Origin of the sequence: Micromonospora sp. NBRC 110038 (assembly GCF_020884815.1) — a bacterium.
Classification (GTDB): Bacteria; Actinomycetota; Actinomycetes; order Mycobacteriales; family Micromonosporaceae; genus Micromonospora; species Micromonospora haikouensis.
Genome location: NZ_BBOL01000003.1, coordinates 289,428 through 305,450 on the forward strand (window position 1 = coordinate 289,428; position 16,023 = coordinate 305,450).

Annotated in this window: 9 protein-coding genes; 2 read left to right on the forward strand and 7 right to left on the reverse strand. The window is 76.2% G+C overall.

Annotated features, from left to right (window positions below):
• Positions 1–30: 30 nt before the first annotated feature.
• From LPU61_RS12970 to LPU61_RS12980, 3 genes are all read right to left on the reverse strand, one after another.
• The gene (locus tag LPU61_RS12970) at positions 31–882 is read right to left on the reverse strand and encodes a hypothetical protein (protein ID WP_229405039.1); all 852 of its coding nucleotides are present in this window, start codon (positions 880–882) and stop codon (positions 31–33) included.
• 3 nt (positions 883–885) lie between these two features.
• Entirely contained in the window at positions 886–3,465 is a 2,580-nt protein-coding gene (locus LPU61_RS12975) for an FtsK/SpoIIIE domain-containing protein (protein ID WP_374199659.1), read from the reverse strand.
• A 173-nt stretch (positions 3,466–3,638) separates the two neighbouring features.
• Positions 3,639–4,466, reverse strand: coding sequence for an SGNH/GDSL hydrolase family protein (locus tag LPU61_RS12980; protein WP_043967394.1), 828 nt, complete (start codon positions 4,464–4,466; stop codon positions 3,639–3,641).
• Between the two features lie 197 nt (positions 4,467–4,663).
• Between LPU61_RS12980 and LPU61_RS12985 the strand changes: the two genes are divergently transcribed.
• Positions 4,664–6,217, forward strand: a complete 1,554-nt coding sequence (locus LPU61_RS12985; RefSeq protein ID WP_229405041.1) for a M1 family metallopeptidase — start codon at positions 4,664–4,666, stop codon at positions 6,215–6,217.
• Positions 6,218–6,292: 75 nt separating this feature from the next.
• Here the strand turns inward: LPU61_RS12985 and LPU61_RS12990 are convergent, their stop codons facing one another.
• On the reverse strand, positions 6,293–7,798 hold the full coding sequence (locus tag LPU61_RS12990; RefSeq protein ID WP_229405042.1) for a glutamate synthase subunit beta: 1,506 nt from the start codon (positions 7,796–7,798) through the stop codon (positions 6,293–6,295).
• Positions 7,791–12,455, reverse strand: coding sequence for a glutamate synthase large subunit (gene gltB / locus LPU61_RS12995; protein ID WP_229405043.1), 4,665 nt, complete (start codon positions 12,453–12,455; stop codon positions 7,791–7,793). The genes LPU61_RS12990 and gltB overlap by 8 nt, the downstream gene beginning before the upstream one ends.
• A 145-nt stretch (positions 12,456–12,600) precedes the next feature.
• Here gltB and LPU61_RS13000 point away from each other — a divergent pair, with 145 nt between their 5' ends.
• Positions 12,601–13,452, forward strand: coding sequence for a GNAT family N-acetyltransferase (locus LPU61_RS13000; protein WP_043967386.1), 852 nt, complete (start codon positions 12,601–12,603; stop codon positions 13,450–13,452).
• 213 nt (positions 13,453–13,665) lie between these two features.
• On the opposite strand, the gene LPU61_RS13005 is transcribed toward LPU61_RS13000, so the two are convergent.
• Both LPU61_RS13005 and lgt read right to left on the reverse strand, forming a co-directional pair.
• Positions 13,666–14,853, reverse strand: coding sequence for an NAD(P)/FAD-dependent oxidoreductase (locus LPU61_RS13005; protein ID WP_229405044.1), 1,188 nt, complete (start codon positions 14,851–14,853; stop codon positions 13,666–13,668).
• A 15-nt stretch (positions 14,854–14,868) separates the two neighbouring features.
• A complete protein-coding gene (lgt, locus tag LPU61_RS13010; protein WP_229405045.1) occupies positions 14,869–16,017 on the reverse strand; it encodes a prolipoprotein diacylglyceryl transferase in 1,149 nt (382 codons plus the stop codon).
• Between the last annotated feature and the right edge of the window lie 6 nt (positions 16,018–16,023).

Below are 16,023 nucleotides of genomic sequence, written 5' to 3' on the forward strand. Positions count from 1 at the left end.
CGCCCGCGCAAGGCGAAACACCGGCTGGGCTCAGCCCAGCAGGCGGAACAGCACCAGGTAGCCGCAGTAGGCCAGCGGCATGAGCAGCACGCAGGTCACGAAGCCGAGCGGCACGAACCGGGGCGGCGGCCCGTCCGCGCCCAGCGCCGGCCGCCCCCACCGGCCGAGCACCAGGTAACCGGCGACGAAGCAGAGCACGGGCAGCGCCCCGCAGGTCGCCACGTAGACGGCCCCCGGGCTGGCCACCACGCCCGCGACGCCCAGCAGCACCACCGCCAGCACGACGCCGGCCGCCGCGCACGCCGCGTACACGGCCAGGGCCCGCGCCAGCGGCGACCACGCCGGCAGCAGCGGCGGCCGACGGCCGACGGCCTCCGTGACCCCGATCAGCCGGTCGGTCTCGTCGGCGAGCCGCCGGGCCTCGGCCAGCTCCGCGCCCGGGTCGACGCCCCCGGCGCGGGGCGCGGGCACCCCGGCCGCCGCCGGCACCGCCACCACCGCGCCGGTCGCCCCACCCCGGGGGTACGCCCCGACACCCGGCCGCCCCGGCGCGGCGGCTGCGCCGCCGGCCCCCGCCGTCCCCGGCTCCGGCGACCCACCGGGCCCGCCGCCGGGCAGTCCGGCCCCGGCCGCTGCCGCCGGGGTGGCGGCCGGCGACGCGGGGCGCTCGCCCGCCGTGGGTGCCGGTTCGACGGTGACGCCGGCGGCCCGGCCGAGCTGGTCGAGGCGGTGGGACTGGGCGTCGAGGCGTCGGGTGAGCTGGTCGAGCGTCGCGCGCAGGGCCGAGCGGCGGCGGTCGGCGGCGACGGCGTCCCGGTCGGTCTCGCGGCGCTGGTCGGCGAGCTGCCGGGCCAGGGCGGCGTACTCGGCGAAGGTGGCCACGGCTCAGCGCTCCTCGTCCCGTTCGTGCCCCGGCCCGGTGAACGGCACGATCAGCCGGGTGCGCTGGTCGTGCCGGTCCACCAGCAGCGCCCGGTCGGGGCGCGGGGTGTAGGCGAGGTCGTGCTCGCCCAGGTGCAGTCCCAGCTCCGCGCCGGGGACGTTCAGCGCGACCAGGCAGGCGACGTCGTCGCGGTGGTGCGCCCCGCCGAGGTCGTCGGCGAGCCGGCGCAGCCCCCGCCACCAGCCCAGCAGGTGCACGCCGCGGCCCGGTCCCTCGCGCAGCAGGGCGCGCAGGTCGTCCAGGCCGGAGCGGAACGTGGTCGGGTCGGTGCCGGCGAGGGCGGCCGAGGCCGCGTCCGCGCCGAAGAGCACCAGGTAGGTGCGACCGGCGGCGGGCTGGCCGGCGGCGAGGGCGGCGATCCGGTCGCGCAGGGCGGCCGGGTCGAGCCGCTCCACCGGGTGGCCGGCGGCGGCGAGCGCGGCGGCGGTCGCGTCGACCACCGGGTCGACGGCGGCGACCAGCCCGGCGAGCAGGAACCGGGCCCCGCTGGGGGCGTGCTGCCGGCCGAGGCCCAGCGCGGCGGCGCGGAGCACCTCCGCGCCGACGGTCGAGGTGCCGACCACGGCCAGGTGCCGGCCCGGGGTCGCGTCGAGGGTGAACGAGGCGGGGCTGTTCGCCACGTCGACGACGCGGCCCACCAGGGCGACCGGGGGCCCGACGCCGGGGCGCAGGGCGGCGAGGGCGGGATCGTCGTCGGGCCGCGCCGGATCGTACCCCCGGAAGACGGTGGGTCCGGCGGACCCGGCCGGCCGCTCGCGCCACAGCTCGTGGCGCAGCCGGGCCAGCTCGGCGCGGGCGGCGTACGCGTCGGGGAAGCGGACCACGGTGTCGGCCCCGGCCGCCCCGGCGGCGGTGTTGAGCACGGCCGCGCCGATCGGCAGCGCGTCGGCGGCGGTGTTGAGCGCGTCGAGCACTCCCCCGCCGCCGGGCAGGGCCACCCGCAGCGGGAACTGCCCGAAGATCGCCTCGGCGCGGCCGTACAGCGACTCGATGCCGGCGGTGGACTGGCTGGCCAGCACCAGGTGCACCCCGTACGAGCGGCCCTTGCGCGCCAGCTCCTCCAGCAGGTCGACGGCCTGGCGGGCGACGGCGTCGGTGCCGGCGAGCAGCACCTGGAACTCGTCGACGACCGCCACGATCCGGGGCACCGCCGCGTCGCCGGGCAGGTCGGCGAGCTTCGTGACGCCGTGCCGCTTGAGGACGGTCGCCCGCCGGTTCAGCTCCCGGCGCAGCTCCCGCAGCACGGCCAGGCCGTACTCCCGGTCGCTCTCGATGCCGACGACGCGGGCGTGCGGCAGCCAGGACGGGTCCCTCTCGGTGGGCACGAACTCGGTGAAGCTGACGCCCTCCTTGAAGTCGAGCAGCCAGAGCTGGAGCTGGTCGGGGGCGTAGCGGGCGGCCAGCCCGTAGAGGGCGTCGAGCAGGAACACGGTCTTGCCGGCGCCGGTGCGCCCGGCGACCAGCCAGTGCGGGGTGGCGTCGTCGAAGGCGACGGTGACCGGCTGCCGCCCGGCCCGGCCGACCACGGTGGACAGGCCGGCGGCGCTGGTCGCCGCCCAGCGGCGGGCCGGCAGCAGGTCGGCGAAGGCGGGCGGGGTGTCGCGGCGGGCGGCGGGGGCGAGGTGCGCGGCGAGGGCGGCCACGGTGGCCGGCGGCAGGTCGCCGTCGAGGACGACGGGGGCGGCCAGCCCGGAGCCGTCGGCGCTGAACGGGTGCCCGGGCGGGTCGCCGACGTGGGCGTACCGCTGCATCAGGCGCAGCGCGGTGGCCGCGCCCGGCGGCGGCGCGTCGGAGGCGGCGGGGCTCTGCTGGCCGGCGGCGCTGCCGGGTGTGGCAGCGCGGTGGCCGGCGAGCAGCACGCAGACCGCGGCGGACGCCCCGGCGTGGGTGAGCGCGGCGAGCCGGGCCAGCTCGCGGGGGCCGGGCGCGGCGGCGACGACCAGCACCAGCAGCTCGCGGGCGGCGGGGTCGGCCTCCTGGGCGGCCCGGGCGTGCCGCTCGGCGGAGTCGAGCAGCGCGGCGACCTCGGCGGCGGTGGTGGCGGTCGGGGCGAGCACCCCGGCGTCGAGCAGCGGGCGCAGCGGCAGGAAGGTGGCCCCGAAGGCCACCGTGTCGATCCCGGCGACGCGGACCGTGCCGGGCGGGGCGGTGGCGAGCAGCCGCAGCACCACCGCGCGCAGCAGCTCGCCGACGCGCGGGTCCCGGGCGTCGGAGTCGACGGTGAGGTGGCAGCCGCCGCCGAGTGGGACGAGCACGGGGAAGCCGCCGTCCAGTGTGGTCGCCTCGCCGACGCGGATCGGGGCGGGCGCGCCGGTCAGCGCGGTGACCCCGGGGGCGGGGGCGGCGAGCCGCCCGCCCACGGCGGCCAGCCGGGCGACGACGTCGGCGGCGGTGGGGGCGGCCGGGCCGGGCGCGCCGATCCACCGGCGGGCCCGGTCGAGCCGCTCGCGGGCCTGCCGATGGGCGGCGACCGCCTGACCGTACGCCGACGCGAGCCTGCCCACCCTCTGCTGCCCCCCCACGCGCGATGGCCGTCTGGTCCAGCGAACCCTAACGGACGCGCGGCGGCGTCGGACAGTCCGCCGCGACGGCGCGCGCACCGGCCCCGCCGGAGCGGCCGGCGGGGCAGGTGACGGGCCGGCGGCGGGGCCTGAGGCGGGGCCGTCGGCCGCCGGCCGGCTGCGGTGGCGCGGGGTCAGCCGGTGACGGCGTTCAGCGCCGGCAGGTAGCCCAGCCGGTAGCCGTCGGCGTTCGGGTGGTACGCCTCGATGACGCCGGTGACGTCGCGGATCCACGGCGCGGCGGCGCAGACGCCGTGCCCGGCGAAGTAGGGGCGGGCGTCGGCGAAGGTGGCCCCGGCCGCGGCGGCCCGGCCGGCGGTGACCGAGGCGAGCAGGTCGGCGGCCTCGTTGATGATGGTCCGCTTGTAGGCGCTCATCGCCAGCGCGCCGCAGGAGGTCGTCTCGAACAGGCGCGGGTAGCCGAGCACGACGAGCCGGGCGTTGGGGGCCTTCTCGCGGATCGCGGCGTAGGTGCGGTCGAGCCGGCCGGGCAGCTCGGTGGTGGCGAACGTCCTGGCCTCGTCGACCGCGCCCTCGCAGGTGCTGGTGCTGCCGAACCGGCAGCTCGTGATGACGTCGACGAAGCCGGCGTCGTTGCCGCCGATGGTGATGGTGACCAGGGTGGTGCTGGTGCTCAGCGCGTTCACCTGCTTGTTGATGACGTCGGCGGTGACCGCGCCGCCGCAGGCGGGGAACGTGAAGCTGGCCACCTGGTGGGCGGCGGCCCAGAGCGGGGCGTACGACTTGTCGCTGCGCAGGCAGGTGGACAGGTCGTACGGCCCGGCGCCGACGCCGGAGGAGTACGAGTCGCCCAGCGCCACGTAGTTGATCGCGGCGGCGGCTCGGGCGGGTTTCGCGGCCTGGGCAGCCTGGGCGACGCCGGGGGCGGCCGCCGCGCCGAGGGTCGCGGCGAGCAGGGCGGTCAGCGCGGTCAGGGTGCGGGCCAGCGGGCGGTGGGGCATGGGGGAACCTCCGCGGGGGCAGGGGTGGTGGGTCCTCGGAACCGCGCGCGTGGCCCAGGGGTGGTGGTTACTGGTCGGTAATGCTATCGAAACATTTCCATCGAGGGAATAGGGCGCGGACCGCCCGCGCGGGACACACCCGTTTACATCTGTCGATTAGGTTGGCCGGCGTACACCCAACGGAGGGAGTCCATCCCGTGCGACGCGTTCTCGCGGCGGCCATCGCCGCCCTGACCGTCTCCACCGCCGGCGCGGTCGCGGCCGGCGCACCCGGCCACGCCGCCGCCCGATCGGGCTGGGGCCGGCCGGCCGCGGCGCCGGCCGCGCCCACCCCGGGCAGCCCCGGCATCGGCGACAGCTACTTCCCCGACTACGGCAACGGCGGGTACGACGTCGACCACTACGACGTCCGGCTGCGCTACGAGCCCGCCACCGACCAGCTCTCCGGCACCACCACGATCCTCGCCCGGGCCACCCAGGACCTCTCCCGGTTCAACCTGGACTTCGTGCTCGGCGTCCAGTCGGTGAAGGTCGACAACTACCTGGCCACCTTCGCCCGCGAGGGCGCCCACGAGCTGGTGATCACCGCGCCCCGCCCCATCGTCTCGGGCCAGTCCCTGACCATCGTGGTGCAGTACGCGGGCGTGCCGTCGCAGACCCGCGTCGACGGCTGGACCGGCTGGACGAAGACGGCCGACGGGGCGCTCGCCGTCAACGAGCCCGAGTCGGCCTGGTGGTGGTACCCGAGCAACGACCACCCCAGCGACAAGGCCACGTGGGACGTCTCCGTGTCGGTGCCGACCGGCGTCGAGGTCGTCAGCAACGGGGTGCAGCCCCGGCCGCCGCTGGCCGAGCCCGGCAACCGGACCCGCTGGGGCTGGCGCAGCGCCACGCCGGGCGCGACGTACCTGGCGTTCCTCGCCATCGGGCAGTACGACATCGTCACCGACACCGCGCCGAACGGGCAGCCGGTCGTCAACGCGTACAGCACCACGCTGGGCGCGCTCGGGCCGGCCGCGCGGGCCAGCATCGGACGCACCGCCGAGATCGTCGACTGGGAGAGCGGGATCTTCGGGCCGTACCCGTTCGAGGCGCAGGGCGGCGTCGCCGCTCCGGCCAACAGCCTCGGCTTCGCCCTGGAGACGCAGACCCGCTCGGTGTACGGGCCGGGCTTCTGGCGGCGCGGGTCGAACACCTACGTGGTCGTGCACGAGAACGCCCACCAGTGGTTCGGCGACTCGGTCTCGGTCGCGGACTGGAGCCAGATCTGGCTCAACGAGGGCTTCGCCAGCTACGCCGAGTGGCTCTGGTCGGAGGAGCAGGGCGAGGGCACCGCGCAGGAGTGGTTCGACTTCACCTACGCCAGCTACCCGGCCGACGCCGAGTTCTGGCAGGTGCCGCCCGGCGACCCGGGCGCGAACAACGTCTTCGACGGCGCGGTCTACGACCGGGGCGCGATGGCCCTGCACCAGCTCCGGCTGGCCGTCGGCGACGCGGCGTTCTTCCGCATCCTGCCGGCGTGGACCGCCGCCCACCGCCACGGCAACGGCACGATCGAGCAGTTCCAGGCCCTCGCCGAGCAGGTCTCCGGCAAGGACCTCGACGCCCTGTTCACGACCTGGCTGTTCACCAAGGGCCGCCCGGAGCTGACGCAGGCCGCCTCGGCGGCCCGGTCCGCCGCCCCCACCGCCCCGGTCAAGCCGAAGTCCTGGGCCAAGATCCGCGAGGCCCACGACCTGCTCGCGCACTGACCGGTCGACCTTGGACAGTTGGCGTCCCCGGGGAACGCCAACTGTCCAAGGTCCGGGTCGTCCGGCGCGGCGGGATCAGCGGGCGGCCAGCGGCTGCCGCGCCGGGTCGACCGGGGCGGGCAGCTCGCCCACCCCACCCAGGTAGGAGTGGATCGCGGCGGCCGCCGCCCGCCCCTCGGCGATCGCCCACACGATCAGCGACGCGCCCCGGTGCATGTCCCCGGCGACGAAGACGCCGTCGGCGTCGGTCTGCCAGTCCGGCCGGGCGTCGATCGCGCCCCGGGCGTTGCGGGCCACCCCGAACTGCGCCAGCAGCGGCTGCTCCTCGGTGCCCTCGAAGCCGATCGCCAGCAGCACCAGGTCCGCCGGCAGCTCCCGCTCCGAGCCGGGCACCGCCGTGACGATGCGCCGGCCGTCGCGCTTCTCGACGGTCACCTCGGCGATGCGTACGGCGCGCACCTGGCCGGTGCCGTCGTCGACGAACTCCTGCACGGCGGCGGCGAACACCCGGTCGCCGCCCTCCTCGTGCGCCGGGTAGCTGCGCAGGATCCACGGCCAGGTCGGCCACGGGTCGCGCGCGGCGTCGCGGGCGTGCGGCGGCTCGGGGTACAGGTCGAGCTGGTGTACGCCGGCCGCGCCCTGCCGGTGGGCCACGCCGAGGCAGTCCGCGGCGGTGTCGCCGCCGCCGATGATCACCACGTGCTTGCCGGCGGCGTCGATCGGGGTGCCGTCGGGCAGCACCGCGAGGGCCGGCCGGCCCTCGCCCGCGGCGGCGACGACGCGGTTCGCGGCGACCAGGTGCGCCATCGCCTGGTGCACGCCGCGCAGCGCCCGCCCCGGCGTCTCCGGGGTGTCCCGGCCCTGCAACGCGCCGCAGGCGAGCAGCACCGCGTCGTGCGCCTCGCGCAGCTGCTCGGCGGTCACGTCGACGCCGACGTGCACGCCGGTGCGGAACCGGACGCCCTCGGCCTCCAGCTGGGCCAGCCGCAGGTCGATGTGCTGCTTCTCCAGCTTGAAGTCGGGGATGCCGTAGCGGAGCAGGCCGCCGATCGCGTCGTCGCGCTCGTACACCGTCACGGCGTGGCCGGCGCGGGCGAGCTGCTGGGCGGCGGCCAGGCCGGCGGGCCCGGAGCCGACCACGGCGACCGACCGGCCGGTCGGGGCCGGCGCCGGACGCGGCGCGAGGCCACCCCGGGCCGTCGCGTCGGCGATCTCCACCTCGACCTGCTTGATGGTGACCGGCTGCCCGCCGCCGATGCCGAGCACGCACGCCGCCTCGCAGGGCGCCGGGCAGAGCCGGCCGGTGAACTCGGGGAAGTTGTTGGTGGCGTGCAGCGACTCCACCGCGGCGTCCCAGCCGCCGGTGCGGACCAGGTCGTTCCAGTCCGGGATGCGGTTGCCCAGCGGGCAGCCGTCGTGGCAGAACGGGATGCCGCAGTCCATGCAGCGGGTGGCCTGCTCGCGGATCAGCGCCTCGCCGGCCGGCGGGTACACCTCCCGCCAGTCGGTGATCCGCACCGGCACCGGCCGGCGCGCGGGCAGCCGCCGGTCGTAGCGCAGGAAACCGTTCGGGTCAGGCACGAGCCACCTCCTGGGCGACCACCCGCGTGGCGGGCGGCACCGGCGCGGCCGGCGCGCTCAGCGCGCTCATCACCGCGTCGTCGACGTCACGGCCGGCGGCTTCGGCGGCCCGCATGATCTCCAGCACCCGGCGGTAGTCCCGGGGCACCACCGCGGTGAACTCCTCCACCGCCTCCGGCCAGCGCTTGAGCAGCGCCTCGGCGACCGCCGAGCCGGTCTCGGCGAAGTGCCGGTGCACCAGCTCGTGCAGCCGGTCGGACTCCTCGTCGCTCAGCGGCGACAGGTCGACCAGCTCGGTGTTGACCCGCCGCTCGTCGAGCCGCCACACGTACGCGGTGCCGCCGGACATGCCGGCGGCGAAGTTGCGCCCGGTCTCGCCGAGCACCACCACCGTGCCGCCGGTCATGTACTCGCAGCCGTGGTCGCCGACGCCCTCGACGACCGCCACCGCGCCCGAGTTGCGCACGGCGAACCGCTCGCCGACCCGGCCACGCAGGAAGACCTCGCCGGCCGTGGCCCCGTACAGGATGGTGTTGCCGGCGATGATCTGGTCCTCGGCCCGCTCCCCCGACACGGCCTCGCCGTCGACGAACGGCGCGGCGGCGTCCGGGCGGACGACGAGCCGGCCGCCGGAGAGCCCCTTGCCGACGTAGTCGTTGGCGTCGCCGTGCAGGCGCAGGGTGACCCCGCCGGGCAGGAACGCGCCGAAGGACTGCCCGGCGGTGCCGCGCAGCAGGAACTCGATGGTGTCGGCGGGCAGGCCGGCCCCGCCGAAGCGGCGGGTGACCTCGCCGCCGAGCATCGCGCCGACACTGCGGTGCTCGTTGCGCACCGCCACCTCGACCCGCACGGGCGTGCCGTCGGTCAGCGCCGGCTGGGCGAGGGCGATCAGCTCGTTGTCCAGCGCCAGCTCCAGCCCGTGCTCCTGGGCCCGCACGCCGCGCCGGGCGGCGTCGGCCGGCAGCTCCGGCAGGTGCAGGACGCGACCGAGGTCGAGACCGTGGGCCTTCCAGTGGTCGATGGCCGGTACGACGTCGAGCAGCTCGGTCTGCCCGATCGCCTCCTCGATCGAGCGCAGGCCCAGCTCGGCGAGGTAGCCCCGGACCTCCTCGGCGAGGAAGAGGAAGAAGTTCTCCACGAACTCCGGCCGGCCGGTGAACCGCTCGCGCAGCACCGGGTTCTGGGTGGCGATGCCGACGGGGCAGGTGTCGAGGTGGCAGACCCGCATCATCACGCAGCCCTCGACGATGAGCGGGGCGGTGGCGAAGCCGAACTCCTCCGCGCCGAGCAGCGCCGCGACCAGCACGTCCCGGCCCGTCTTGAGCTGGCCGTCGACCTGCACGGTGACCCGGTCGCGCAGCTTGTTGAGCAGCAGGGTCTGCTGCGCCTCGGCCAGGCCCAGCTCCCACGGGGTGCCGGCGTGCTTGAGCGAGTTGAGCGGGGACGCGCCGGTGCCGCCGTCGTGGCCGGAGATGAGGATGACGTCGGCCTTGAGCTTGGCCACGCCGGCCGCGACGGTGCCGACGCCGGTCTCGCTGACCAGCTTGACGTGCACCCGGGCGGCCGGGTTGACGCACTTGAGGTCGTGGACGAGCTGCGCCAGGTCCTCGATCGAGTAGATGTCGTGGTGCGGCGGCGGGGAGATCAGGCCGACGCCGGGGGTGGCGTGGCGGGTGCGGGCGATCCACGGCCACACCTTGTTGCCGGGCAGCTGGCCGCCCTCGCCGGGCTTCGCGCCCTGCGCCATCTTGATCTGGAGGTCGTCGGCGTTGACCAGGTATTCGCTGGTCACGCCGAACCGGCCGCTGGCGATCTGCTTGACCGACGAGCGGCGGGCCGGGTCGTGCAGCCGCTCGACGTCCTCGCCGCCCTCGCCGGTGTTGGACTTGCCGCCGAGGCGGTTCATGGCGATGGCCAGGGTCTCGTGCGCCTCGGCGGAGATCGACCCGTACGACATCGCGCCGGTGGCGAACCGCTTGACGATCTCGCTGGCCGGCTCGACCTCGTCCAGCGGCACGGGCGGACGGACGCCGGTGCGCAGGGTGAACAGCCCGCGCAGCGACCCGGCCTTCGCGGCCAGTTCGTCGACCTTGGCCGTGTACTGCCGGAAGACGTCGTACTGGCGGCTGCGGGTGGCGTGCTGGAGCAGGAAGACGGTCTCCGGGTTGAACAGGTGCAGCTCGCCCTCGCGACGCCACTGGTATTCCCCGCCGACCTCCAGCCGGTCGGTCGCCACCGCGCCCGGCGCCGGCCAGGCCAGCGAGTGCCGGGCGGCCACCTCGGCGTGCACGCCGTGCAGGTCGACCCCGCCGATCGTGCTGGGGGTGCCCCGAAAGTAGCGCTCGACGAGGCGGGCGTCCAGGCCGACGGCCTCGAACACCTGCGCCCCGCAGTACGACGACACGGTCGAGATGCCCATCTTGGACATGATCTTCAGGACGCCCTTGCCGAGCCCCTTGACGTAGTTGCGCACCGCCTTCGCCGGCTCGACGCCCGTCAGGGCGCCGGTGGCGATCATGTCCTCGACCGACTCGAAGGCCAGGTAGGGGTTGACGGCCGCCGCGCCGTAGCCGATCAGCACGGCCGCGTGGTGCACCTCGCGGCAGTCGCCGGACTCGACGACCAGCGCCACCTGGGTGCGGGTCTGCTCGCGGACGAGGTGCTGGTGCACGGCGGCGGTGAGCAGCAGCGACGGGATCGGGGCGAGGTCGGCGTTGGAGTCGCGGTCGGACAGCACCAGGATGCGTACGCCGTCCTCGATCGCCTCCGAGACGTGCCGGCAGATCTCGGTGAGCCGGGCCTTGATCCCGGCCCCGCCGTCGCGGACCCGGTAGAGCCCGGAGACCCGCACGGCCTTGAAGCCGGGCAGGTCGCCGTCCTCGTCGATGGAGAGGATCTTGGCCAGCTCGTCGTTGTCGATCACCGGGTAGGGCAGCACGATCTGCCGGCAGCTCGCCGGGCCCGGGTCGAGCAGGTTGCCCTCCGCGCCGATGGTGTGCTGGAGGCTGGTCACCAGCTCCTCGCGGATGGCGTCCAGCGGCGGGTTGGTGACCTGGGCGAAGAGCTGGTGGAAGTAGTCGTAGAGCAGCCGCGGCCGGGTCGACAGCGGGGCGATCGGGGTGTCGGTGCCCATCGAGCCGAGCGGCTCGGCCCCGGTGCGGGCCATCGGGGCGAGCAGGATCTTCAGCTCCTCCTCGGTGTAGCCGAAGGTCTGCTGGCGGCGGCGCACCGAGTCGTGGGTGTAGACGATGTGCTCACGCGGCGGCAGGTCGCCCAGGTCGATCAGCCCGGCGTGCAGCCACTCCGCGTACGGCTGGGCGGCGGCCAGCTCGGTCTTGATCTCGTCGTCGGAGACGATCCGGCCGGCGACGGTGTCGACCAGGAACATCCGGCCCGGCTGGAGCCGGCCCTTGGCGACCACGGTGGCCGGGTCGAGGTCGAGCACGCCCGCCTCGCTGCCGAGCACCACCAGGCCGTCGGCGGTGCGCCACCAGCGCCCCGGGCGCAGCCCGTTGCGGTCCAGCACCGCACCGACGATCTCGCCGTCGGTGAACGCCACCGACGCCGGCCCGTCCCACGGCTCCATGAGGCTCGCGTGGAACCGGTAGAACGCGCGCTTGTCGGCGCGCATGTCGGGGTCGTTCTCCCACGCCTCGGGGATCATCATGAGCACCGCGTGCGGCAGGCTGCGCCCGGCCAGGTGCAGCAGCTCCAGGACCTCGTCGAAGTTCGCCGAGTCGGAGGCCGCCGGGGTGCAGACGGGGAACACCCGGCGGATGTTGCCGGGCAGGTTCGGGCTACGCAGCAGCGCCTCGCGGGCCTGCATCCAGTTGCGGTTGCCGCGGATCGTGTTGATCTCGCCGTTGTGGGCGATGATCCGGTACGGGTGGGCCAGCGGCCACGACGGGAACGTGTTGGTGGAGAACCGGGAGTGCACCAGCGCGATGGCGCTGTCGACCCGCCCGTCGGTCAGGTCGGGGAAGAACTCGGGGAGCTGGTCGGGGGTGAGCATCCCCTTGAACACCATGGTCCGGCACGACAGCGACGGGAAGTAGGCCGGCACGCCCCGCTCGGCGGTCTCCCGCTCGGCCTGCTTGCGGACGCAGAACGCCACCCGGTCCAGGTCGAGGCCGGACAGCGGGGAGCCGGCCGGGCCGGCGGGGGTGTCGGTGAGCCGCCGGGCGGCCAGGAAGACCTGCCGCACCCGGGGCATCGCCGCCAGGGCGGTCGCGCCGAGGCCGCTCGGGTCGGTGGGGACGTCCCGCCAGCCGAGGACGTCGGCGCCCTCGACCAGGGCGTACTTCTCCAGGACCCGGCGGGCGCGGGCCTCGCCGTCGTCGTCGGTCGGCAGGAAGACCAGGCCGGTGGCGTACTCGCCGGCGGGCGGCAGCGGGAAGTCGACGACCGCGCGCAGGAACGCGTCCGGCACCTGGATCATGATGCCCGCGCCGTCGCCGGTGTTGTGCTCCGCGCCCCGGGCGCCCCGGTGGTCCAGCCGGAGCAGCGCGCCGAGACCGTTGGCGACGACCGAGTGGGAGCGCCGGCCGTACAGGTCCGCCACGAACGCCACCCCGCACGCGTCGTGCTCGTGCGCGGGGTCGTACAGCCCGGCCGCGGGCGGGGCCGACTGCTGGCTGAGAGGGTACGGAAAGGCCACCGGGCCTCCTGTCGTCACTCAGGTTGGATCATGGTCGGGACGACGTCGGCCCTTATGGGTCTATTGAGTCTACGTTAGGGGTAGGCGCGCAAGGCCAGTTCAGATTGATCACACTTCCAGATCCTGGGAAAGGTAGTCTCGCGCGGTGGATCACGTACGCGCTGAGACGACTGTGACGTTCGACCGGCTGGAGCGGTTCTACGACGCCGTGCCCCGCGACGCGGCCCGCGCCGAGGAGCACGGCCCCCTGGTCCTGTTCGTCCGGGAAGGGGCGGGATGGCCGTTCTACGCGCGTCCCCGCCTCGACGCCGCCGGGCCACCTTCCGTGGCCGACATTACCGCAGTGCGCCAGCGGCAGCGGGAACTCGGCCTGCCGGAGGCGTTCGAATGGGTGCACGAGCGCAAACCGGACCTGCTCGCGGTGGCCCGCGCGGCGGGGCTGACCGTCCTGGAGGCCCCGCTGATGGTCCTCGACCCCGCCGCCCTGGCCGACCCGGGCAGCTTCACCGACGTGCCGGTGCGCCTGCTGGACGCTACCTCCCCCGACCTCGCCGCCGACGTGGCCGCCCGCCGGGCGGTCGCCGCCGTGGGCTTCGCCGCCGCCGGCACCGCCCGGGGCGAGGCCGGCCCGGCGCAGCGGGACGCGGCGATCATCGAGCTGGACGTGGCGGCGCTGGAGGAGGAGCGGGCGCGCACCGCCGACGGCCGGCGGCTGTCCGCGCTCGCCGAGGCCCCCGGCGAGGGGGCGCTGGCCAGCGGGATGGCGATGCGGGTCGGCGACACCGCCGAGATCGCCGGGGTGGCGACCCTGCCGGCCGCCCGCCGCCGGGGGCTCGCCGCGGCGGTCACCGCCACCCTCGCCCACGCGCTGCGCGCCGCCGGCACCGACCTGGTCTTCCTCTCCGCCGGCAGCGAGGACATCGCCCGCGTCTACGTGCGGGTCGGCTTCCGCCGGATCGGCACCGCCTGCATCGCCGAGCCCGCCGCGATCATCTGACGCCGCCGCCGCATGCCGGCGAGGACGCGCCGCCGCCTGCCGGCGGGGTGCGCGGCGATGTCGGCGACATCGCGGTATCAGGGCGCGGGAATACCGCCATGTCGCCGACATGACGCCCGGACCCGGCCCGGCCCGGCCCGAGCCCGGCCACGGCCCGAACCCCGTCCCGCCGCTCGCGGGCGGCGAGCCCCGGCTCGGCCCGGCCCGGGGCCGTCAGGACGGGGGACGCCACTGCGCGGCGGAGGCCGCCGCGCCGGAGAGCAGGCGGGGGCTGATCGCGCCGAGGGCGGCGTCGCGCGCCCGCAGGGCGAGCCGGCCCCGGGCCTGGAGCACCGCCGACATCCGGCGGGTCTGCCGCACCACCGTCGCCGCGCGGGGGCGGCGCAGCCGGTCGTACGCGACCACGGCGTCCGGCAGGCGCGACTCGCGCAGCAGCGAGGCGAGGGTGGCGGCGTCCTCGAAGGCGAGGCAGGCGCCCTGGCCGAGGTGCGGGGGCATGGCGTGCGCGGCGTCGCCGAGCAGCACCACCCCGCCCGGCCCGGCCGGGAAGCCGTAGGAGCGGGGCAGCGGGCGCAGCTCGCGGATCTCCTGCTGCACCAGGTCGGCCGGGTCGGTGGCGTCGAGCAGCTCGCCGACCGGCGTGGGCCAGCCGGCGTACCAGCGGCGCAGCAGGGTGAGCTGGGTCTCCGGCGGCTCCGGGCGGGGCGCGCCCGCGGCGGTGGCCACCCAGTAGATGCCGCCCCGGCTCGACGCGCCCGACGAGCCGCGCTCGCCCAGCGAGGCGGCCACGAAGCGGTACCCGGCCCCCAGCGTCTCCCCGCCGACGGGCTGGTCGGCCGGCAGCCGGGGCGCCCGGTACCAGGGGATCACCGCCCGCCAGGCGGCGCAGCCCGAGCTGACCACCCGGGACTCGGGGGCCAGCTGCCGGCGGATCTCGCTGTCGGTGCCGTCGGCCGCGACGATCAGGTCGGCCTCGAAGCGCTGCCGGCCGTCGCCGACCGACGGGCGCTGGCCCGGCTCGGCCCGCACCGTGCGCACCGACACGCCGGTGCGCAGCTCCACCCGCTCGCCGAGGCCGGCGATCAGGGCGTCGTGCAGGTCCTCCCGGTGCACCACCACGGGCATCCGGTCGGCCGGGGTGGGGCGGGGCTGCACCAGCCACTGCCCGTCGGGGCGGCGCACGCCGCCGTCGGGCAGCGGCGTGGCGATCGCGTCGAGCCCCGCGCCGAGGTCGAGGGCGCGCAGCGCGCGTACCCCGTTGGGCCAGAGCACGACGGCCGTCGGGTCCGGGCGGACCCGGTCGGCGCGCTCCAGGAGGGTGACCTGCCAGCCGGACCGGGCCAGCGCGCCGGCGACCGCCAGGCCGCCGATCCCGGCGCCGACCACCACCGCGGTACGCATGCCGACCCCTCCCGCTCAGCTCTCGCGGTCGGCGGCGCGGGTGCCGGTGGCCCCGGCCGCCTCGTCGTCCGTCTCGTCGGCTCCGTCGGCCCCGGTCTCCCCACGGTCGGCGTCGCCGGTCGCGTCGGGGCCGGCGTCGGCCGGGTCGTCGGGGACGACCCCGGTCTCCCGGTACGCGCGGAACTGCTCCTCGCTCACCACCCGGTAGCCCTCCGGGGCGGCGGCCCGCGCGCCGGCCTCCCGCTCGGACAGGTCGAGCTGGGACACGTCGCCCCCGGTCGGGGCCGGCTCCGGGGCGGGGCCGCCCAGCGGGACGAGGTATTCGCGGGGCCCGCGCACGCGCAGGAAGTAGACCAGCGCCCCGACGAAGACCAGCGCGGCCGTCCAGACGTTGAGCCGGAGGCCGAGGATGTGGTTGGCCTCGTCGGTGCGCATCAGCTCGATCCAGAACCGGCCGGCCGTGTAGCCCATCACGTAGAGCGCGAACGCCCGCCCCCGGCCCAGCCGCAGCCGCCGGTCGAGGACGAGGACCAGGGCGGCGACGCCGACGTTCCACAGCGCCTCGTAGAGGAACGTCGGATGGTAGAGCCCCGGCAGCAGCACCGGCTCGCCGTCGACGACCTTGGCGTGACCCGGGTTGCGCGGGTCCATGTCGTGCACCCGCAGCCCCCACGGCAGGGTCGTCAGGCCGCCGTAGAGCTCGTTGTTGAACCAGTTGCCGAACCGGCCGACCGCCTGCGCGAGCGGCAGCCCCGGGGCGAGCGCGTCGGCCACCACCGCGAACGGGATGCCGAGCTGGCGGGCGGCGATCCACGCGCCGAGCGCCCCGCCGGCCACCGCGCCCCAGATGCCGAGGCCGCCCTCCCAGATGGCGAACGCCTTGAGCGGCTCCCCGCCCTCGCCGAAGTATTTCTCCGGCGAGGTGATCACGTGGTAGATCCGGGCGCCGATGATGCCGGTCGGCACCGCCCAGACGGCGATGTCGAGCACCGCGCCGGGGGCGACGCCGCGCTGGCGCAGCCGGCGCTCGGTGACCACGCAGGCCACCGCGATGCCGGCGATGATGCAGAGCGCGTACGCCCGCAGCGGCAGGGGGCCGAGCTGCCAGACGGCCGTGCTGGGGCTCGGCAGGGCCGCCTGGGGGATCGTGGAGACGAGGGTCACGGGTGC